Origin of the sequence: Thalassobaculum litoreum DSM 18839 (genome assembly GCF_900102465.1) — a bacterium.
Taxonomy (GTDB): Bacteria; Pseudomonadota; Alphaproteobacteria; order Thalassobaculales; family Thalassobaculaceae; genus Thalassobaculum; species Thalassobaculum litoreum.
The window spans coordinates 144273-165924 of record NZ_FNBW01000011.1 but is presented as its reverse complement, the minus strand read 5'-3'; the positions used below and the strand labels follow the sequence as shown (position 1 = coordinate 165924).

Below are 21652 nucleotides of genomic sequence, written 5' to 3'. Positions count from 1 at the left end.
CTACGCGCGTTCGACCCATTGCCGCTAGTCACTTGACCCTCAACTTTGGATTTCTACAGCGTAGACGTGGTTCTTTGGTTTCATCGGCTTTCGCCCACCGAACACCCCCGCTTACCTCTATCGCTCGATATCGCAGCCGATCCCCGCACGCCCGGCAAGCGGCAGGGCGACGCGGCGACGCTACGCGAGCCCCCGATGCGGAATGCTCCCACCCTAAGGAAATTGTGTAGTACGGTTGTTAAGGAAAATATCGAGAACATACGATCATGGATGAGCCAAAGCGGAAGGAGGCCGCTGCTTCCTTGTTAAAAGACATGGAAGCGACAGCTGCTCGGATGCGCGGGCGGATCGTCGCCATGCCCCCACATGATCTGCTGGGCTACATCTACGCCCAACTCATGATGAAAGCGATTGCGGACGAAAGTACCGCTGAGGAGCAACGCCAATCGGACGGCCCGGATAACCAAATCAGCGAAATCCAGTTCTTGCTGGAGTACGTGCACGCGGTGCTCGCGTCAGATGCTGCCTTTACGGACGTTAGGTTCGACGAAGCTCAATGCGCCGAGCTATTTGAACTTAGCCGTAGACTGCGAGAGCAAGCCATGTTTTTCGCCATGGCCACAGCTGCCGATACCAAGGAAGGCCTCTTTGGTCCCGACACGGCCGACATTGAATTCCACGCCAAATCGACCTGGGTCATGCTGCGCGGGCATCGATACCAAGTCTTGGAAGGCGAGTTTTACCGCTACGTTCTGACACCTCACAATGATGTCCTGAAAGAAGTTTACGATATCTGTGCCGCCGATATCGCGGAAGGCTTCCAGGCCATGGCCGACGCCACGCGTTCTGGGCATGCCGATGCCATCATTGAGATGATGAAGCAATTTGAAGCGGCAAAGGCCTTCGCTGTGGCACAGGGCAAGCCTCTGGGAGACGTTATGGAGGCGTGGGTTGCGGCCAATGAGAAGCAATCGAGAGCCGCCGGATGGGCGATGGATGACATGTTTCGCGGCGGCGTTGCCAATGTAAGCCGTCATACTAGGCTGCCGGCGACGCTGCTAGAGGACTTGGCTTACCAGCGCGGAGAGGAAACTGAATTCTTCGCTGCGGGAGATTTTGCGGGGACGCCCTACCGGACACTGCCCGCCCGGAAGAAACCCTTAATCCAGCTTGGATCGGACTATTACGCCATCGATCCGTGCTTCACTCGCGACTCTGGGTATCGTGCTCTACTCTACAATCTCTTGCGGCGAAAGCCGGACTACAAGAAAGCCTTCGAAGATCGACAGAAGGCGATGAGCGAAGCCGCCTTTGCCGATATTCTGGCCGCCCAGCTTCCTGGCGCCACGGTTTTTCAGGAGGTCTATTACAAGGACCCTGCCAGCAAGCAGTGGTCCGAAAACGACACCCTTATCCTGGTAGATGACGTGCTGTTCTTGGTTGAAGCGAAGGCAGGTGCGGCTGCGACCATCGCATCTCCAGCGCTAGATTTCGACCGCCACGCCCAATCCGTACAGGACTTGGTACTCAAGGCCTACAAGCAATGTGAGCGCTTCTTCAATTATCTGAATTCGGCGGATGAGGTGCCTCTCTACCACCTAGTGAACGGCAAATACGAAGAGTGCGGACGTGTCCGCCGCTCCCACTACCGCGTGATGGTGCCAGTCGGGTTGACGGTCGAGTCGTTCGCGCCCTTTTCCACATACTGCAAGGAGCTGCCGCAAGTTGAGCCGCTACTTGGAAGGCATGCCTTCGTTTCGCTGTCCATCGACGAGCTATTTGTGCTCAAGCGACTCCTGCCTACCCCCGGCGAGTTCGTCCACTACATGGAGGTGCGACAGGCCGTGGCGGGGATGCGCCACAGTCTTCTCTTCGACGAGTTCGACCACCTGGGCGCGTATCTGAAGAAGAACCGTTTCGATCACGACATTGCTGAGCAGATGAAGGGTGGCAAGGTGAATATGCTCATCTGGGGTGGCATGAGCGACATCGTCGACAGGACCTTTGAGGGTGAGGATTGGGAAACCAGACCGCTTCCTACGCAGGACTTCCCGGACGAGGTGCTGAAGCTGCTCGGGGCGCTCAATACCACCAGAGCACGCGGGTGGCTTTCGGCGGAGAGCCATATCCGTGACTTTGGAGACGAAGGTCGGAGTAATCTGGCCAAGATGCTGGCCGACCTGCGCCAAACCCTGGACCAGCATCCGGCCCGATATTTTATTTTGGCTGGGGAGGGTGAGCCGCTCTTAGTTTGGCTTCAACAACAAGATCACCAAATTGACTGGACCAGGGTGAATGACAAGGCCAGTGCAGCTGGGTTGGCCGTCAAGGCTTCTAACATCATCGGCATCGTCGCAGAGGTTAGTGCCGACGGAACCTACCATCGGGCGCAGCCTTTCGCGGTCCACGTGCCTACAGAGCGAACGCCAGAAAACGCCCACATTTACGAGGACGCCGCGCGAATGGCTCAACCCACGCGGTCTGTGAATTTCAACCATCAGAAGCGAGTCCTCCCTCCTGTGAAGGCCAAAAGGCCAGGGCGGAATGATCCGTGCCCCTGCGGCAGCGGTATAAAGTATAAGAAATGTCACGGCCGTTAGGAACGCGCCAAATAACAGAATTGACTTTTAAAGAAGGGATGCTGCTATCTCGTATCTTATCTATTGGGAGGGGCTATGGGGGGAATGGCGTAGGCGTAGTTCTCATCGATATCCTGCACAGTCTGCGAACTCGCATTGAAAATTTGAAATATATTTCATGGTTGGGCGTTCAATTTCAATGTGGCTCCCCAATGAACAACCGAATAATTGCTATGCCTGCCGACCCACCGCTTCCAATCGAGCGTCACGCGACGAATGTCGGCTCTCTACCCGTCGCTTCGGATCACGCTCCGCACCGCGAGCTTCCGCTTCCCACCCAAAGCGATTGGTCATCGGATGGACTGGAGCCCAAAGCACCTCACTGTTCTTTCGAGATGCTATCAACAATAACAACAAGCGCAGGTTTGTTTTCTTGCGTTCAATTATGCGCGGCATGCGCTGCCGCCCCGCATACCGTTTCAGGTCTCCCAGAAGGACCCACGGGCCAAAAGCCGCCCAATAACCGGTGCCGTCCTTCCAAGGTTGCCTGGGCGAAGGGTTCGAGAGGACGTCGCGGCTTTAGACACTCGCGCATGCGTGCGCGCGAGGGAGTTACCGAGATACCTCTTCGATCCCTTCGAAGTGGTCACCGAGGCGTGTCGCGCAGACGCAGACCGCTGAAGCACGACTGCCGGCTTACGGGATGGAGGCGTTTCTCGAACCCGCGCTCGACAAGCCTCTGGCTGAAGCGCTTTAGCGATCCCGCGTACTCACCGGCAGCTTCGCACCAATCCTTCCAGTCCTCGAATAGGGTCTGGGTGGGCGTCGGCCGATCCTCGACGAGCTTGGACGTTTCGCAGCGTTCGAGAAGATAGCGACCCAACGCATCTTCCTCGTCGAGGTATTCGGCTGTGGCGGACCTGGCGTTTCGGGAAGGGGTGAGACCCTTCCGTTGCCAATCCAAGCAGCCGGTAACCATCCAAGAGAGGATCCCAGGCCACTCCTCCTTGAGGAGGTATGGCAGTGTCGGGTCGCGCCTGTGGGCGGGAATGGTCTTGTTGAACGGGATCAGGTTCATCCTCCGACGGATCGCTTCGTCGATGTTCCGCAGCGCCGGCTTGTGGTTGCCGGCAATGACGAGGGTGAACTGCGGCGTGAACTGGAAGAAGTCCTGACGCATGAAGCGCGCGGTGATCTCGTCGCCGCCCGTGACCGCCTTGATCCGTGCCTCGGCCCAACGCTGCCCTTCCTCTGTCTCCTGGGAGATGACAAGACGGCAGCCTTTGAGCATGGCGAGCTCGGTCGGGTGTCGCTCGTATCGGCCGCTGGTGAACGTCTCCACTGCCGCTGTGGCGCTATAGCTGGCGAAGATCTTCTGGACCGTGTTCAGGAGGACGCCCTTCCCATTGCCGCCGGTCCCGTAGCAGAAGAACAGGGCGTGTTCCTCGCACGAGCCCGAGAGGGCGTAGCCGAAGATACGCTGCACGTAGTCGATCGTCTCCTGGTCGCCGTCGAAGATCTCGCTCAGGAACGCGAGCCACCTCGGAGCCGCACCACCGAGGCCGACCGCTGCAACCTTGGTTAGCAAGTCACCCGGCGCGTGCGGTCTCATATCGCCTGTCCGGAGGTCTATGGTCCCGGCGGGTGTATTGAACACCCAGAGATCCGCATCCCAGTCTTCCGGCCTGGATGCGAACTCGCGGCTGGATTTGGCCAGCCTTTCGATCGCTTGGACCGTCTTCGCACTGGCAATCCGGCGGGCCGTATTCAAAGCACGAGGATCCTGGTTCTGGAACTCGCCGGCCGCGCGCGTCGCGATCAGACGTGCTCCGTTCTCCGCCAGGCGCGTGGTGTCGCGTGCCCAATGGGTTCCGGTCCAAATCATCCACGCGCCCCAGACCTCGACCCACTTTTGGCTGTCGGCGAACTCGGCAGTGTATTGCCGCGCCAAGGCTTCTTCGGAAAACGCGGGTGGCAGGTCAGCCTCGAGCCCAGCGGCCTGTTCGAGCGCTTGCTCGAGATCGTCGTGCAGGTCAGACATCGGCCGCACCTCCGATCCGGCGGCCGGAGCGCTTGTATCGCTCCCGAAGCAGGATGCTCTTCAAGAGCTGGCAGACTTCTTCCTCTGGCAGGGGCGGTTTGCATCGCCGGCTGTTCAGCGAGAGGAGGAGTTCCAGACAGACGTGCGGATCGACGGATTTACCGACTAGGTGGCCGGCGATCCGTGTGAGCGTCTGGTTCCGCGATCCGTCGGCAATGCCGGAACGAACCGTTTCCCTCCATGACACGATCGGCTTGGCGGGGCTCTTGGCGGAAGGTGCGGCTTGGAGCAACCTCAGCAACCACGCTGGTGCCTCTGACAGCGCGACATCATCCGGGTGATGGTCGACGGAAATAGCGTATTCGCGTCCGGAAATGTGCAGGGAAGGGGGCGCGACGATGTAGCCGCCGTCGCCGCGGACATCCAACCCCCGTCCAAGTGCGCCGGCACTGTTTCGGACGGTTGCTTCTGGATGGCGAAAGAGGATGTGTTCGCCGCCGCCACCGGTCAGAAAGCGCCAAGTCTGTGGAAGGGCGCCGTGCTCGCGTTCCAAAGTGGCGAGGCTACTGAAACCGTCATGACGCTCGTCGACGTCGAGAACGAAGATCCCGCTCACCGAGCCGGTTGCGATCCCAATGTTTGTGGGGCCTTTACCGAACCAACGCGCCAGAGTCTCGCTTGAAGCGCTCGCATCCTTGAAACCATGCGGAGCGAGCCGCCCATCCGGATGCTTTCCCGGTGAAGGGCAGTTCTGGCGCCCGCAATTGCAGCGAAGCCCCGTCGACGTGCGAATGGGTCGGCTGACGGGAAACACAGCCAAGCCAAACCCCGCGAACATCAGCGCGTGATCGAGCAGGTTTCGCGTTGTCATCTGCTCCTCCCGTGGCGACGAGAGGAGAGGGATTTCTCAAAGTTGGTCTCGCGACGGAGTAGCCACTCACGGACCGCTTCGACCCGATAGTAGACCGCTTTGCCAATCAGGATGTGCGGCGGCGCCTGCCGCATCGCACGATCCCGCTGGCAAGTTCTGATGCTGACGCCGCGCTGAGCAGCGTACTCCGCCTCGGAAATGTATCCGTCGAATATGGGCGGGGCGGATCCGCCGGCGTTCTCTCTTTCCACAATGGCCCTCCATCGCTTGGGCGGCGATCGCCGCGGTCTGCGACGGAGGGGAGAGTGGCTGCCGAGTCAGAAAAAGACCCTATAAATGCCCTGAAGATCTTGGTTTTAGGGGGCTGATTTCTTGGCCCAATAGGCTTTGTACGCTGAGCGGATGTGACCCTCGATCGTCTTGGCCTGTGCCTGAGCCGCGTCCGGATGCTGATTCGCGAGCCAGGTAGCCAATGCGTGGGTCTCTTCAGAGAGTGTATCCAGGACAACCCCCGTAGCCACTCGGCGCTCGAACTCCGCCACGACTAAGGGTTTCGAGGAGGGGCGCCCGGCGCGGCCGCGATCGCGCTTCGGTTGCTCGATCGCTCGCTCCACCCAAACGCCCCGCCAAGCCCGCGTGTACTCTTTGCCGTCGGCCGTTCTTTCATGGATCTCTCCACCCTGAATGTCGACACCGATATCCCAGAACCACCACTTCTCGGGAATCGCCACTCGCTTTGCTTCGTATCGCATGTCCTCACGGATGCCGGTGGCACGCAGCTCCCCCTGCCGCAGCAGTTCAAAGAACCGAAAGCGTGCATAGCTCAGCCTGTACTGGCGTTCGGCATTCTTGAAGCGGATCTCAGTCGGTGTGGTCGGTCTGGGTCGAGGGCCGGGTCTTCTGCCGAGGGTATCGGCCATCCAAGTCGACCGAAATATTCGTCCGTTCTGTTGGACCGATATACCCGGCCATTTGGGGCGGTGCTGACAGTGCTTGGCGGAGAACTTCAGTTTGCCGATCGCGCTGGCATCTTCATCGAGATACGCGGCAATCTCTGGATACGACCGCATATAGAGTAGGTAGGCATCTTTGAAGGAACAGCCCTCGCTTGGCATCCGCGGTAGCCGATCCCTGATCTTGAGCACTGGCTCGACGTTATTTTGCTCCATCTGGGCCAGCGCTTTCGGCCGATCCATCTCGAAGACCTCGCCGGCCTTGAAATGACCTGCACGTGGATCATCCACCAGCGCCCGAACCCGGATCTGCTCAATCCCCGATGTTTGGTCCGTAGGACGCGCCATTGATCGCCTGGCTCACTAGCTCTGCTGCACCTTTGAGGGGTTCATCATACAGGTGCGCGTAGCGTTGCGTCGTCTGCACCTGTGTGTGGCCGAGCATCGCGCCTATGAGCGGAAGCGACGCGCCATGGCTGACGAGAATCGACGCGAAGGAGTGCCGCAAATCGTGGATTCGGGCGTTTTGGATTCCGGCCTTATTGCAGACGCTTTGCCACGTCCGCTTGATGTCGGTCAGAGGATTGTCCGAGCTCTTCCCCGGGAACACGTAGACGCTCTCATTTGACCGTTTGATGCGTCGGAGCAGTTCGACCGCGGCGTCGGCAAGCGGAACGCGATGGAGACGACGCTGCTTGGTATGGGCGCTCGGCATCGTCCATACCCCGGCATCCAGGTCGAACATGTCCCAGGTCGCGTTCAGCACCTCTCCGCGCCTCGCGCCGGTAAGCATCAGCAGGCGGATGGCATCCGTCGAGGTCTGCTCCGGGTGATCAGCCAGAGCCTTGTTCAGCCGGGCGATCTCATCCAGGGAAAGATAGCGCTCCCGCTTGTGCTCTGGATTCTTCCGGATGCCGGTCGCCGGGTTATCGGAGCGCCACTGCCAGCGGATCGCGAGGTTCAGAGCTTTCCGAAAGACCTCTATAACTCGGTTCGCCCGCACCGGCGTTCCTCGTTCAACAGAGATCCGTCGATGCAGGCGCTCGACATGATCGGTCGAGATATCCCGGACGTGCTCCTTCGAGAGTTGCGGCAGGATGAGATCGCGCCACATCGCCGTCTCGTCCGCCTGGGACCGGGGAGATTTAAGAGCCAGGTGCTCAGAGCTGTATCGCGACCAAAGATCTTTGACCGTCGGTGCGGTCCGTTCGTCGTGGCGCTCGCCCATCGGATCGGCGCCGAGATCGACCTCCCGCTTCATGGCCTTCGCCTTCTCGCGGGCGGCTGCAACGGACCAGTCCGGATAGCTGCCGATCGTTATCCGGCGCTGACGGCCGTTCACCCGATAGTCTAACACGAAGGCCTTCGCCCCACGTGTGGTCACGCGCAACGCGAAGCCCTTCACCTGGTCGTCCCAGAAGAAGACCTGCGGCCGGTTGCCGGCTGATGCCCGTCTGACGATCTGATCCGTAAGGCGCTTGGTCATTGCCCTTGTCAACACTGTGTCAACGAAACTGCTGCGGATGTCTTGCATACCGTGTCGCGCAGTGACGCCATGTGTCATCCACTAACATTCTCATAAGACGGATAGAATCTCTGCACGCTGACAATCTGTCAACGCATCAATAGGATAGCTGTAGTACTGAAATTTGTCTCATAACCTGAAGGTCGTAGGTTCAAATCCTACCCCCGCAACCAAAGAATCCAACGGCTTAGCCATACCGGGCTAGGCCGTTTTTTGTTGCGCGGAAACACTCCACAACCGGAACAGAATTAACTTCTGAACGGGGACAAATCGGCGAGCACATCACAACGAGGCGATATCCTCGAGAGGTACGCTTCCGCGATGTGCTTAGCTGCTCGGTTCCATCCTGAACGGATGTTCTCGATCGCCGCTCACTCCGACCCAAGACGGACATGGCGTTTTTCTACCGGCTCGAAATCTGGAGCGCTCTTCGCCGGACTTGATCGGGCTTCGCTGCTGGTACGGACCAGAACGTGGCCCCCTTTTCGACAATATGGTAACGCAATAGGGTTATTGCCGCGTCGAGATTGCCTGCTTCCACGTGTGCAAGCAGGTCTCGATGTTCGGTGCGAGATTTTGCGACGTGCTCGGGTGATAGCCCCAGGCGGTTCCGGATGGCTGCTAGTCGGGCAGCGAAAGGCCGACGTGCGGTCTCCAGATAGGGATTGTCGGTGAGTTCGAACAGGACATCGTGGAACTGCCCGTCGGCCGCTGAATAGGCTCTTGTGTCCCCCATTTCAGCGGCGCTCTCCATCGTTATCACCAAGGCGCGCCAGTGCTCGACAAGGTGCCCATGGTTTCGGTCGAACGAGAGTCGGAGAGCGGCACCCTCCAGGATGGAACGGGCCTCGCTGATCTGCTCGAACTGGTGCCGGTCAATGGTGAAAACGTATGTCCCGCTTTGTGGTTCCGTGTGGACGAGTTCTTCCAGCTCGAGCCGTGCGAAGGCCTCGCGCACGGGGGTGCGCGAAACCTCGTAACGTTTGGCAATTTTAGCCTCCGACAGAGCCTGCCCCAGTTCGAACGCACCTTCTACGATCTCTTGTCTGAGACGGTTGGTGACAAGCGTGGCAAGTGACGCTGGAAATCGAGCCGATGACATACACCGATCCTAGCCAAGCTCGTGCCGTCCACCAAACATCGGCTTTGACTGGCCAAGACCAGGTAGGTCCCAAATACCCGCACCACCTGGATTGGACTCGGCTCCGATATTGGCGTCGATGACATAAGGCCGGTTGGCGGCAATAGCTTGGCGAATTGCGTCTGCGAGGTCTTTCGGTCGGTCGATCGACACGCCGTCAACGCCGCAGCTCCGTGCCATGGCGGCGAAGTCCGGGTTATAGGGCTGTCCGGTCTCCGGATGTTTGAAATCTGTCGCCAGTTCTCGCCCCTCCAGATAGCCGCGCTGCAGGCCGCGGATCGAGGCATAGGCGTAGTTGTTCCAAACCACCCAGACGGCAGGAATATTGTACTCGACCGCGGTGCCGAGCACAGTGTTGTGCATGAAGAATGCCCCGTCGCCAACCACGGCGACGCAGGGCCGTTCCGGTGCCGCGAGCTTGGCGCCGAGCACACCTGCCACGCCGAAGCCCATCGGCCCGAAGCCCATGCAGCCGATCAGACTGTCCGGCCGTTTCGGCTTGCAGTACTGGATCAGCCAGTTGTGGTGGATGCCGATATCGGAGACGAGGATGCCGTCATCCGGCATCGCGAGGTCAATCTCGCGGGCCGCGCGCTGAGGGTTGATCGGTGAGGCCGGATCCTTGAACCCAGGCTCGACGAATGCGTCCCATTCCTTGCGCCAGCCATCGATGGAGCTCAGCCAGGCTTTGCGTTGCGGCGTCGCGCCGGACTCGTACTTGTCCAGGGCGTCTAGAAGTTGGCCCAGGAACGTCGTGGTATCCGCCATCAACCCGAGTTCGACCGGATAGTTTCGGCCGATCTCCTCCGGGTCGATGTCGACGTGGATCAGCTTGGTTGGCGGAATATTGAACGAGTAGCCTGGGATCCAGCTTGAGCTTGTGCGGTCGTCGAACCGGACGCCCAGCGCCAGGATCAGATCGGCCTGCCGGGTTGCCTGGTTGGCCTGGTACATGCCGTTGCGGGCCACCAGACCCAGCGCCAGCTCGTGCTCGGCCGGCAACGCACCAAGGCCGGATGCAGAGGCTGCGACAGGGATGCGGTACTTTTCCGCCAGTTCGATCAGGCGCTTGGAGGCCTCACCGAAACGGCAGCCGGAGCCGACGAGGACAACCGGGCGCTCCGCTTCCATCAGCAGCTTGGCCGCCTTGTCGACGCCCTGGGGATCGGCGCCGACCTTGCAACTGATGCCCTCGACCCAAGCGCGGGGATCGGGCGTTTCAGCGCCGGTGCTCTCCTTGAAAATGTCGAACGGCACATCAAGGACGACTGGCCCCGGCCGTCCGGTGACCATGGTCTTCCACGCCTCACGGATGGTGTGCGGCATCTGTTCACCGCGGGTCGGTTGGAAGACACGCTTGCAATAGGCGCGCACTGTCGACGGGAAGTCAGCCTGATAGTGGCGGTACAATTCTTGAAAAGCGCCTCGGTTGAACTGCGACGTCGGCACGTTTCCGGTTACGGCCAGAAAGGGAACGCTGTCTAGGAAGGCGTTGCCGAGAGCGATCGGCATGTTCGCCGAGCCGGGACCACAGGAGGTGAAGGTCGCCGTTGGCTGGCCCGAAACCCGATAGTAGACGTCAGCCATAAAGCCGGAAACCGACTCGTGATGTGTGGAGATCGTCTTTATGTCCGACTGCCGCTCGTAGAGAGCGTCGATGAAGCCGATATTGCCGTGGCCGCAGAGCCCGAACGCGTACGGAACGTTGTTGCAGATCAGGTAGTCGACGATCATCTGGCCGCCATTCAGCGCATTAGTTTCGGACATTAGAACTCCCTCCATGGAATTGGTTGAATTCGCTGCTTTTCGTTAAGCTTTAGCAACAATTTTCAAGTGGTATGCTAGTATGTCAGTTATTCATGCAAGCGGTCTACCGCAGCGAATTGCCGTCAGGGGTGAGGGGACTTTCGTGTTGATGACATTGCCCTCACCGCATTTCGTCCTCTCAAGCGGACAGTAGACGCCATATGCGGCTGCGGCGCGGGATGTCGAAGACCTTCGCGTTCCGCCGGGCAACTCGTTGAAGAAGCTGTGGGGAGACCGTGAAGGTCAGTACGGCATCCGCGTCGACGACCAATACCGGATCTGCTTCAACTGGTCCGATGGCGGCGCCGAGAATGTTGAGTTGGTCGACTGTCACTGAGGGGGAAGCATGAGCTTGGAAGAGAGGCCAGCTCCGGCAATTCCTCTGGAGCACCTGAGCGTATCAGCCTACAGGCTGTCGAAGGATGTCCATGTGCCGAAAAGCCGGATCACCGTCATTCTCCGCGGGGAGCGGGCGATCTCCGCCGACACCGCCTTGCGGTTTGCGCGCTATGTCGGAACCTCGGTCGAGTTTTGGATGGATCTCCAAGCTCGATATGATCTCGGCAGCGCCGTTCGCGAGAAGAAAGGCGATGTCGAGGGCAGCGTCACGCCCCCGGTCGCCGGACACTGACGGTCGATCGCATGAACCAACGGCCCCGACCCTAAAGTTCTGTCCGCTCGGAGAACATCAGGGCATCGTCCGCTTCGATGCCGAGATTCCGCGCGGTGCTCTCCATCAGAGGAACAGACTGACCAAAGAGTGCGGAGGTTCCTGGAGGTTCAGGTCGGGGCACTCAATAAACCGAGCGAGAACGGCCGCGCTAGGCGTCTCCAAGGTCGAACGGCATCCGACGCGGCTGGGTGCCGGTGAGCCTGCGCACCGCGTTGGCGACGGCGCCGCCAGTCATCGGCACGCCGATCTCACCGCCGCCACTCGGCGGGGACCCCGACTCCACCAAGGCCACCTCGATCTCCGGAACGGCGTCGATCCGCAGGATCTCGTAATCGTAGAAGTTGTTCTGCTCGATCATCCCGTCGGTGAAGGTCGACCGCTCGCCCAGCAGGCTCGACAGCCCGAAAATGATGCCACCCTCGACCTGGCCCACATAGCTTAGCGGATGCACGACGATCCCCGGATCGACGGCGGCCCAGAACCGGTGCACGCGCAGGCGCCCCTCGGTGACCGAGACCTCCGCCACCCCGGCGCCGAGCGTCGCCTTGTATCCGGCAAAGGCCAGACCGTGGGCACGGCCCTCCGGTGGGTTGCCGAACCCGGACATCTTCACGACCTTGTTGAGCACCTCTAGGCCCCGCGGGCTGTCGCGCAGCAGGTCCCGGCGGAAGGACACCGGGTCGCTGCCGGCAGCGTCCGCCAGTTCGTCCAGGAAGCATTCGCGGGCGAAGCAGTTGGGCGCCCAGCCGATGCCGCGCCAAGCCGACACCCGGGATCGGCGGTCCACCAGGACCTGTTCGGCGAGGAGATTGGGGATCGCGTAGTCGGCACTCTCCGTGCCCTCCATGACCAGAAGATCCCGCCGGGACTCCGGATCCCAACGGTTGGGAAACGCGAACTGCATGATCGACGGGCTGGCGACCCGGTGGCGAAGCGCCTCCAGGCGCCCGGTCTCGTCGAGCACCGCATCCAGGCGATGGACGGTCGCCGGGCGTAGCCACCCGTTCTTCACGTCGTCCTCGCGGGTCCAGATCAGCTTCACCGGACGGCCGACAGTCTTTGACAGCAGCAGCGCGTCCCGAAGCAGATCCCGCGCGAACACCGTGCGGCGGCCGAAGGCGCCGCCCATCTGCATGGCATGAAACCGGATCCGGTCCGGCGTGGTGTCCAGCACATGGCTGGCGACGGCGAGGGAAATCGTCTGGCTCTGCGATCCGACCCAGACATCAGCCCCTTTTCCGTCGTGATCCACCGAGGCCACGGCGTTCAGCGGCTCCATCTGGGCGTGATAGACATGCTCCGTCGTGTAGTGGGCGGTGACGGTGCGCCGACCCTCCGCACTCAACGCGCCGGCCGCGTCGCCGCGCGCCTCCCAGGTCACCGGCTCGGTCGAGAAATCGTCGGCCGCCTGCGCCAGTTGGGCGAGTTCGTCTGCGCTGTCCGCCGACCGGAAGTCCGATCCTGTGGACCAGGAGACCCGCAGCCGGTCCCGCCCGGCCAGCGCCGCCTCGAAGGTATCGGCGACCACCCCAATGCTGTTGGCCAGGGGCACCACCGCGATGACACCGGGAACCGACAGGGCGTCGGCGTCGTTGTCGACCGTCGGCGCCTCGCCCTCCACAGGGGCCAGCAGCTGGGCCGCATACACCATGCCGTCGACGCGCACATCGATCGAATAGATCGCCTCACCCCGTGTCTTTCCCGGAATGTCGCGGCGCCCGACACCGGAGCCGATCAGCCGCCACGCCTCGCGGGGCTTGAGGTCGTCTTCGAAGACCTGCAGAACGTCCGTGCGGATCTCCTCCAGCGCCACGATTTCGCCGAACCGGAGCCGCCGGCCGCTCGCTTCATGCACTACCACGCCGGGCTCCGTCGACACCTCGTCGACCGGCAGGCCCCAGGCGGCGGCCGCGGTATGGATCAGCACCCGCCGCGCCGTCGCGCCGGCGATCCGCAGGGCGGTGAAGTATCCCTCCAGCGAGGTGCTGCCGGCGGAGAACAGGTTTCCACCGAAGGCCGGGTTGCCGAAGAGCCTCTGCGGATCCTGGCTCACCTGTTCGACCGTGACCCGGTCCCAGTCCGCGTCCAGTTCCTCGGCGACGATCAGGGGCAGCGAGGTGCTGACGCCCTGGCCCATTTCGGCCGCGCCGTACCGGATGATCACCCGGTCGTCGGGAAAGATGGTGACCCAGGCGTCCACTGGAACGCCCGGTTCCGTGGAGGTCGCCGCCTGGGCGGACGGCCTCAGGACGGAGATGCCGCCGCCGGACAGAACGGCAAACGCCAGGCCGCCGGCACCGGCGAGAAAGCGACGCCGGCTCGGATGGATCGTGACGGTCATGGTCAGTCCTCCCGCGCAGCGCGTTCGATGGCGCGGATGATCCGCGGATAGGTACCGCATCGGCAGAGATTGGCGGACATTTCGCCGACGATCTCGTCCCGGCTCGGGGTCGGGTTGGCGGCCAGCAGTGCTGCCGCCCGCATGATCTGGCCGGACTGGCAGTAGCCGCATTGCGGCGTCTGCTCGGCGACCCACGCGCGCTGCACCGGATGCGATCCGTCGGGGGATAGGCCTTCGATCGTGGTGATCTGCTGGTGGGCGGCGTCTTCCACCGCCGTCAGACAGGAGAACGTGGCGACCCCGTCGAGATGGACGGTGCAGGCACCGCACATGCCAGCCCCGCACCCGAACCGGGTGCCGACCAGCCCCAGGTGGTCACGCAGCACCCAGAGCAGGGGGGTATCCGGTGCGGCCTCCACCTCCACGGCCCTGCCGTTGACGGTCAATCGGATCACGATACAGCCTCCTCGCATGCGGTCTTGGAACGGAACGAGCGGTTCTGAACCCAACTTGGGGCGGATCGATTGACAAGAAAATCCTCGCCTTTCTTACTTTGGTGTTTAGAAAAACTAACGAAATAGCTGGAGGCCGACCCGTGGATATTCGTCACAAGGATCTCGAAGCGTTTCTTGCCGTCGCCCGCGCCGGGAGCTTTCGCCAGGCGGCCACCGACCGCGGCGTGACCCCCTCGGCGCTCAGCCAATCCCTGCGCGCGTTGGAGGAGCGGATGCAGGTCCGGCTGCTGAACCGGACCACCAGGAGCGTGGCGCTGACGGAGGCCGGCGACCTCTTGCAGGCCCGACTCACACCGGCCTTCGCCGACATCGAGGCCGCCGTCGACGAGGTCCTTTCGCTCGGCGGTCGCCCCGCCGGCCGGGTCCGGATCAACGCGCCGGCGCCGCCGATCGAGCACATCCTCATGCCGGTCGTTCCCGGCTTCCTCGCTACCTATCCGGAGATCTCCCTGGAGATCATCGAGGACGCGGGATATGTCGATATCGTCCGCGACGGATATGACGCCGGCATCCGGTTCGGCCTGGAGATGGCGCAGGACATGATCGCCGTTCCGCTCGCCGACGAGGTGGAGTACGCGGTCGTGGCCTCGCCGGGATACCTCGAGGTCCGAGGCGTGCCCGAGCATCCGGACGATCTCCTGGCACATGACTGCATCCGCCATCGGTTTCCCGGCGGCAGCATCTTCACGTGGCGCTTCGCCCGGGACGGCGTGGACGTGGCCTTGACCCCCAACGGCCGCCTCACGGTCAACCATGCCCATTACGCGCGCGCTGCGGCGGAAGCCGGATCCGGTCTGGCCCGCCTCGCGCTGCCGTATGTCGAACCGCAACTGACCGACGGCCGATTGATCCGCGTTCTCCAGGACTGGTCGCCGACGATCGGAAAGTGGCACCTCTACTACCCGAGCAGGCGGCAGGCCCCGCCGGCTTTCAAGGCGTTCCTGAGCTACATCCGGTCTGCGCAGCCGCGTTGATTGGCCTCGCCGCCCAGATCTTCACCGTCCTGCGCCCCGAGCGGGTCAGCCACGCGATCCTGATCGGCACCACCCCACTCGGCCCGCAGCCGCACCGATCTTTCTGCAACCGGCATTAAGGCCGTGAACACGCTTGAGGACGACCATATCCCGTTCTTTGAGCCTGCCTCCACGGCCAGCCGTGCCGCGGCAGACGAGTCCCATGCCCGTATCGCCGCGCGTCAGGCGGATCGCAGCCCGTCGGTTCTGGAGGCGACCGTTCTCGCACTGTGGAACGGCCCCATGATCGCTGACGGCAGACAATGTCCCTGTCTTCCGTCCCCGTCTTTCTCGGCGATTGGTGGCACGGATAATGATGGCTCAGTCGGCGAAAGACTCCGAGATTTCTCTCAGCTTGTCGGCCACCGTCATGAAGGCGTCCACCACGTCCGGGTCGAACTGGGTGCCGCGCCCGTCCTCGATCTGCCGCACCGCGACCTCATGGGGATAGGCGGGCTTATAGACCCGTTCGGAAATCAGCGCGTCGTAGACATCGGCCACCGTCATGATCCGTCCGGACAACGGAATCGCCTCACCGGCCAGGCCCTGGGGATAGCCGGCACCGTCCCAGCGCTCGTGGTGGGTCAGCGCGATCTCCCGGGCGTAGCGCAGGAACGACATGTCGGTGTTGTCCAGGCTGCGTTCGGCGGATTTCAGCGCCTCGTAGCCGAGCACCGTGTGGGTCTTCATCGTGGCGAACTCTTCATCCGTCAGACGGCCGGGCTTCAGCAGAATGGAATCCGGGATGCCAACCTTGCCGATGTCGTGCAGGGCGGCCGAGCGGTAGAGCAGGTCGACGGTCTCCGGCACCAGAATGTCCCGGAACCTCGGCATGGCGGCCATCGCGTCCGCCAGGATACCGACGTAGTGCTGGGTGCGCCGGATGTGATTGCCGGTCTCGTTGTCGCGGGTCTCGGCAAGCGACGCCATGGCGACGATGGCGGCGTCGCGGATCGCGCGCACGTCCCTGGTGCGGCGCTCGACCTCGTCCTCCAGGAACGCGTTCTGGTTCCGCAGCACGTCGCTCGCGTGCTTGAGCTGGAGATGGTTGCGGACCCGGGCGACGACGATCGGCGGGCTGATCGGTTTGGTGATGTAGTCGACCGCCCCGAGCTCAAGACCGATCTGCTCGTCCACCTGGTCGGTCCGTGCGGTCAGGAAGACCACGGGAATGTCCCTGCTGGCCGGGTCCGCTTTCAACTGGCGGCAGACCTCGTACCCGTCCATCACCGGCATCATCACGTCCAGCAGGATGAGATCCGGCTGCGGGTCGGACCGGGCGATCACCAGGGCGCGTTCGCCGCCATTGGCCACCCTGACCCGGTAGGTATCCTTCAGCAATCCGCTCATCAGGCTCAGGTTGTCGGGCGTGTCGTCGACGACAAGGACGGTGCGCCGGTTGTCACCGGTAGAGGTCATGAGGCGGCTCCCTCGCGTTGCGCCTCTGCGGCCTGACCGCAGAGGCGACGCGCGGCCTCGAAGTCGAAGGCCTGAACGGCCTTGGCCAGCGGCGCGTAGAAGCGGTCGCCGATGCCGGCGCGGATCGTCGGGCCGTCGGCGGTAAGCAGGTCGAGGGCCTCGGCGTCGTCTTCCTCCAGCAGCCGCTGCAGCCGCGCCAGAAGTGCGTCGATTTCGGCGGCGCCATGCGCGGAGGCCGATGTCTCTGCCGACGAGGACGGCCCGCACAGCGCCCGGATACCGTCGAGGACCGGTGGGATCAGGCTCCGCAGGGCGTCGATCAACGGCGCGATCTCGTGGGTCGGCCGGCTTGCCTGGATCGCTTTCTCGATCGCCTCGGCCCGGCCCGCGATCCCGGCGGCACCGATATTGCCCGCGACGGCGCGGGCGGTATGTGCCTCGCGCTCGGCTGCGGCCATACTCCCGGACACGACCAGGCCGGCGATCCGGTCGGCCACGTCCGCCTGACCGTCGGCATAGCGTTCGAGCATCTCGAGATAGCGGTCCCGGCGACCGAGGACCCGGCGCAGTCCGGCTTCCGCGTCGACCTCGGCATGGACAAAGGGGATCGCCCCGGCGTCGTCCGCGGACTGGGCCGTGGGATCGGCGGTCGGTGCCGTGCCCAGCCAGCGGGTGAGTACGGCGTAGAGATCGTCCGGATCGATCGGCTTGGCCACGTGGTCGTTCATGCCGGCCTCAAGACAGCGCTCCCGGTCGCCGGACATGGCGTTGGCGGTCATGGCGATGATCGGCAGGTCGCTGTCGGGCATGCGGCGGCGGTATTCCCGGGCGGCCGTGTAGCCGTCCATCACCGGCATCTGCACATCCATCAGGACGGCGTCGAAGGAGGCCTCGGCGAGGGCATCGAGGGCGAGGGCGCCGTTCTCGACGGTGTCGACGCTGAGGCCGACGGCTTCCAGGAGGTCGATGGCAACATCGCGGTTCAGGTCGTTGTCCTCGACCACGAGCACCCGACGGCCCTCCATGGAGAGCCGTTCGGTTGGCGCGGTATCGCCCCGGACGGTTGCTGCCTCGTCCGCGATCCCGGCCCGGTGCCGCAGAACCCGGACGACGGAGTCGAACAGCTGCGACGGGTTCAGCGGTTTGATGAGGATGTCGTCGACATCGGCGATCTCTGCCTCTCGCAGGACATCCTCGCGTCCATACGCCGTCACCAGAACATAGGCCGGCGCCGGCCGGTCCGAGGCCAAGCCTTGCGACGCCAGGCCCTTCATGGTCCGGATCGTCTGGATGCCGTCCATGCCGGGCATGCGCCAGTCGACGAAGATCGCGTCGTAGCCGGGATGGGTGCGGACCTGCTCGAGGCCCTCCGGGCCGCTGGCCGAGGAATCGACTGTGAAGGTCATCGACCGCAGCATGTCGCAGAGCGCCTGGCGGGCCGAGGGATTGTCCTCGACGACGAGCGCCCGGCAGCCGCGCAAGGTGGGTTCGGGCAGGAGGATCGAGGCGTCCTTGCTGTTCTTCTTCAGCGGCACGTCCAGCCAGAAACGGCTGCCCTCGCCGAAGGTGCTGTCGACCCCGACCTGTCCGGCCATGAGTTCGGCGAGGCGTCGCGAGATGGCGAGGCCCAGGCCGGTGCCGCCGAACCGGCGGGTCGTCGACTCGTCGGCCTGCTGGAACGACTGGAACAGGCGGCTTTGCTGCTCCTCGGTGATGCCGATGCCGGTGTCGCGCACGGTGAAGCGCAGCCGCACCGTGTCGGCGGTATCCTCCAGCAGCGCGACGCTGACCTCGATCTCGCCCGCCTCGGTGAATTTCACCGCGTTGTTGGCGAAATTGATCAGGATCTGACTCAGGCGCAGCGGATCGCCGCAATAGTGCCGCGGGATGTCCAGCGGCACGTCGAACACCAGTTCGAGCCCCTGGGCCGAGGCCCGCTCGGAGACCACGGAGGCGATGCTTTCCAGTACCTCGTCCAGGTCGAACGCCGTCTGCTCCAGAGTCAGCTGCCCGGCCTCGATCTTGGAGAAGTCCAGGATGTCGTTGATGATCTTCAGCAGGTGGCGGCCGGACTGGTGGATCTTGCGGGCGTATTCCGCCTGCAGCCGGTCCAGATCGGTCTTCTGAAGCAGGTGGGCCATGCCGATGATCGGATTCAGCGGCGTGCGGATCTCGTGGCTCATATTGGCCAGGAACATCGACTTGGCCCGGCTCGCCGCATCCGCCTGCTCGCGGGCGCTGATGAGCTCCTCAAGGATCCGCTTGCGTTCGGTGATGTCCCGCATGATTCCCGTAAACAGGGTGCGTCCGTCCACATCGGCCCGGCTGATGGTCAACTCGAGGGGCACCGGGGAGCCATCGCGGCGGCGGCCTTCCACCTCGCGGCCGAAGCCGATGATCTTGGCCTCGCCGGTGCGCAGATAGGTGTCGATATGCGTGTCGTGATCCCGGGCGATCTCGTCGGGCATGAGCAGGGAGACGTTCCGGCCGATGACCTCCTCGGCGCTGTAGCCGAAGATGGCGGTGGCGCCGGGCGACCAGTGAACGATCGTGCCCGACTCCTCGATCGTGATGATCGCTTCCTGCACGTTGTCGATGATGGTCTGCAGTCGGGTGTGGCCGGCCCGCGCCTCCTGCTCCAGCGCCGTGCGCCGGGCCATCTCCTCGCGCAGATGCACCGCCGTGTCGAATTGCCGGCCGGCGAAGGACGCGGCCAGGGTCGCGATTCCGAAGCATACGATCAGCAGCGCGATGACGATCGCCATGACGGTGGGATCGAAGGCACTGGTGACGGCCTGTTCGCCGGGCAGCGGGAAGAACAGGGCCGCCTGCATCGCGGTGTAGTGCATCCCGGCGACGCTGCAGCCCATGATCGCGGCGGCTAGTGGGATGGCGAGAGGGCGCAGGACGGCGCTCCGGCGCAGCAGGAAGAGGGCCGTCAGTGAGATGAACGCGAGCACCACGGCCACGACCACGGAGACCGCAACCATGACGGCGTCGTAGGTCAGCACGGCCGGCAGCCGCATGGCCGCCATTCCCGAGTAGTGCATGGCACCGATGCCGGCACCCATCAGACCGGCACCGCCGATCAGGTCGGCGAGACCGGCAGAACTGCCCCGGCTGATCACCCACAGGGCGGTGCCGCTGGCGATCATGCCGGGAACCATGGAGCCCAGGGTGATGAGCGGGTCGTAGGTGATGCCGCAGGGCAGGGAAAACGCGAGCATGCCGACGAAGTGCATGCCCCAGATGCCTCCGCCCATGCAGCCTCCGCCCGCTACCAGCCAGGCGACACGACCGCCGGTGCTGGCCGCCGCGGAGACCCGCTCGGAGGTCGACAGCGCCACGGTGGCGGCGAGGATGGCGATGAAGACCGACAGCCCGACCAGCCCCGGGCTGTAGGTGCCCGGTAGAGCGGCGGCAGGATTGAAGATCGAGTCGGCCGGTAGGAGGAGCCGGTCTAGCTGCATTATGTCGTCAATCTGCCGTGGGCCGGAGTGGCTGGATATCCCGATGTCCGGCCGCGAACAGAGGTTCACTCAGGTCGGATCGCTCGAGGTCAGGCGAGGCCCGACAACGATATTTTATGGAAGCGGACGTTAATTTTTTCTTTCGCGTCTGCGGTACGGCGATCCGGCGAGCCCTGTGCAGATGCAATTGCAGTTGCCGTTGGAGGCGCCGTCAGCGACAGGTACGGCACTGGAGCCACGGTAAGCCGGTCGGTCTTATCTGGTGGGGAGCCGCCCGGCAGACGGGCGGCTCCCTGTTTGAGTGTTCGGACGGGTCGGCCGGCCTCGCGGATCAGAGACCGGCGGCCTTCACCGCGTCACCGAACGCCTTGTGCTTGCCGGCGAGCCAGGTCCCGAACTTCTCGCCCAGCAGAACGTAGGGTTCGGTGCCGGTCTTGGTGATGTGCTCGACGAACGCCGGATCCTCGGACGTCTTGCGGCAGGTCTCGATCAGGACGTCGAGAACCGGCTGCGGCGTGCCCTTCGGCGCGCCGATCGCACGGAACGAGCCGATATCGATGTTAAATCCGCTCTCCGAGGCCATCTTTACGCCGTCGATGCTGTTCGCCGGGTCATCGGTGAAGACCGTGATCGCTCTCAGGCGACCGTCGGAGATCCACGGCGCGACCTCCGCCTTGTCGGCGACGGCGACGTCGATGTGCTTGCCGTAGGTCGCGGTCAGCGCGGGGCCGGAGCCCTTGTTCGGCACATAGCGCACCTCGATGCCGGCCTGGTCGGCCAGCGAGGCGGCGATCAGGTGGGTGTTGCTGCCCGGACCGGCCGTGCCGATGGTGATCTTGCCCGGCTCGGCCTTCGCCTTGGCGATCAGGTCCTCCAGGCTGGTGATGCCGCTGTCCGGATGGACCGCGAGGGTCGCCGGCGGGGCAGTCAGCAGGCAGACCGGGGCGAAATCCTCATAGCTCACCGGATACTGGTCGATCGTGTGCGGGGCGGCCGCCAGGGTGGTCACGACCATCGTGATGACATGCCCGTCCGGCTTCGCCGCCGCACCGTAGGCAAAGCCCACCGCGCCGCTGCCGCCGGTGCGGTTGCTCACGAAGATCTCGGTGCCGAGATACGGCTCGGCATACTGGGCGAAGATCCGCCCGACCTGGTCGGTGCCGCCCCCCTGGGAGAACGGGATCACCAGTTCCACCGGCTTCTGTGGGTAATCCGCCGCCTGCGCGGGCGCGGAACCGAGGCCGAGCGCTACGCCGGCCAGGGCAAGCGCCTTTCCGGCGCCGGTAAGGTGGTTCAATCGCATTG

General features: G+C 63.3%; 14 protein-coding genes and 1 pseudogene. 4 read left to right on the top strand and 11 right to left on the bottom strand.

From position 1 onward, the window contains the following. The first annotated feature begins 266 nt into the window (after positions 1-266). On the top strand, positions 267-2600 hold the full coding sequence (locus BLS34_RS26690) for a YecA family protein (RefSeq protein WP_093152495.1): 2334 nt from the start codon (positions 267-269) through the stop codon (positions 2598-2600). 625 nt (positions 2601-3225) lie between these two features. Here the strand turns inward: BLS34_RS26690 and BLS34_RS17930 are convergent. From BLS34_RS17930 to BLS34_RS17900, 6 genes are all read right to left on the bottom strand, one after another. After that, positions 3226-4620 (bottom strand): phage/plasmid primase, P4 family, encoded by a 1395-nt coding sequence (locus tag BLS34_RS17930; RefSeq protein ID WP_093152492.1) that lies wholly within the window; start codon positions 4618-4620, stop codon positions 3226-3228. Continuing rightward, positions 4613-5491 carry a bifunctional DNA primase/polymerase gene (locus BLS34_RS17925; RefSeq protein WP_093152490.1) on the bottom strand — a complete coding sequence of 293 codons (879 nt, stop codon included), beginning with the start codon at positions 5489-5491 and terminating at the stop codon, positions 4613-4615. Before BLS34_RS17925 ends, BLS34_RS17930 begins: the two co-directional genes overlap by 8 nt. A gap of 356 nt (positions 5492-5847) precedes the next feature. Continuing rightward, a complete protein-coding gene (locus BLS34_RS17915) occupies positions 5848-6792 on the bottom strand; it encodes a hypothetical protein (protein WP_093152485.1) in 945 nt (314 codons plus the stop codon). Next, positions 6758-7930, bottom strand: a complete 1173-nt coding sequence (locus BLS34_RS17910; protein WP_093152554.1) for a tyrosine-type recombinase/integrase — start codon at positions 7928-7930, stop codon at positions 6758-6760. Before BLS34_RS17910 ends, BLS34_RS17915 begins: the two co-directional genes overlap by 35 nt. Positions 7931-8372: 442 nt before the next feature. Then, positions 8373-9071, bottom strand: coding sequence for a GntR family transcriptional regulator (locus BLS34_RS17905; protein WP_028792949.1), 699 nt, complete (start codon positions 9069-9071; stop codon positions 8373-8375). A gap of 9 nt (positions 9072-9080) precedes the next feature. Beyond that, complete coding sequence (locus BLS34_RS17900; RefSeq protein WP_093152483.1) at positions 9081-10877, bottom strand: thiamine pyrophosphate-binding protein; 1797 nt, start codon at positions 10875-10877, stop codon at positions 9081-9083. 220 nt (positions 10878-11097) lie between these two features. On the opposite strand from BLS34_RS17900, the pseudogene BLS34_RS17895 reads away from it, so the two are divergent. Then, positions 11098-11253, top strand: a pseudogene (locus BLS34_RS17895) (type II toxin-antitoxin system RelE/ParE family toxin); the annotation flags it as partial. A 9-nt stretch (positions 11254-11262) separates the two neighbouring features. Further along, the gene (locus tag BLS34_RS17890) at positions 11263-11547 is read left to right on the top strand and encodes a HigA family addiction module antitoxin (RefSeq protein ID WP_093152480.1); all 285 of its coding nucleotides are present in this window, start codon (positions 11263-11265) and stop codon (positions 11545-11547) included. Positions 11548-11737: 190 nt separating this feature from the next. Here the strand turns inward: BLS34_RS17890 and BLS34_RS17885 are convergent, their stop codons facing one another. Together BLS34_RS17885 and BLS34_RS17880 are read right to left on the bottom strand one after the other, a co-directional pair. Further along, positions 11738-13930 carry a xanthine dehydrogenase family protein molybdopterin-binding subunit gene (locus tag BLS34_RS17885; RefSeq protein ID WP_175474279.1) on the bottom strand — a complete coding sequence of 731 codons (2193 nt, stop codon included), beginning with the start codon at positions 13928-13930 and terminating at the stop codon, positions 11738-11740. A gap of 2 nt (positions 13931-13932) precedes the next feature. Continuing rightward, entirely contained in the window at positions 13933-14385 is a 453-nt protein-coding gene (locus BLS34_RS17880; protein ID WP_093152476.1) for a (2Fe-2S)-binding protein, read from the bottom strand. Between the two features lie 140 nt (positions 14386-14525). Here BLS34_RS17880 and BLS34_RS17875 point away from each other — a divergent pair, with 140 nt between their 5' ends. Further along, positions 14526-15419 carry a LysR family transcriptional regulator gene (locus tag BLS34_RS17875; RefSeq protein WP_245565542.1) on the top strand — a complete coding sequence of 298 codons (894 nt, stop codon included), beginning with the start codon at positions 14526-14528 and terminating at the stop codon, positions 15417-15419. A 360-nt stretch (positions 15420-15779) separates the two neighbouring features. Here BLS34_RS17875 and BLS34_RS17870 read toward each other — a convergent pair whose 3' ends face one another. From BLS34_RS17870 to BLS34_RS17860, 3 genes are all read right to left on the bottom strand, one after another. Then, positions 15780-16877 (bottom strand): HD-GYP domain-containing protein, encoded by a 1098-nt coding sequence (locus tag BLS34_RS17870; protein WP_028792943.1) that lies wholly within the window; start codon positions 16875-16877, stop codon positions 15780-15782. Continuing rightward, on the bottom strand, positions 16874-20347 hold the full coding sequence (locus BLS34_RS17865; protein ID WP_093152474.1) for a response regulator: 3474 nt from the start codon (positions 20345-20347) through the stop codon (positions 16874-16876). Before BLS34_RS17865 ends, BLS34_RS17870 begins: the two co-directional genes overlap by 4 nt. A gap of 331 nt (positions 20348-20678) precedes the next feature. Next, positions 20679-21650, bottom strand: a complete 972-nt coding sequence (locus BLS34_RS17860; protein ID WP_093152471.1) for a Bug family tripartite tricarboxylate transporter substrate binding protein — start codon at positions 21648-21650, stop codon at positions 20679-20681. Positions 21651-21652: the final 2 nt, after the last annotated feature.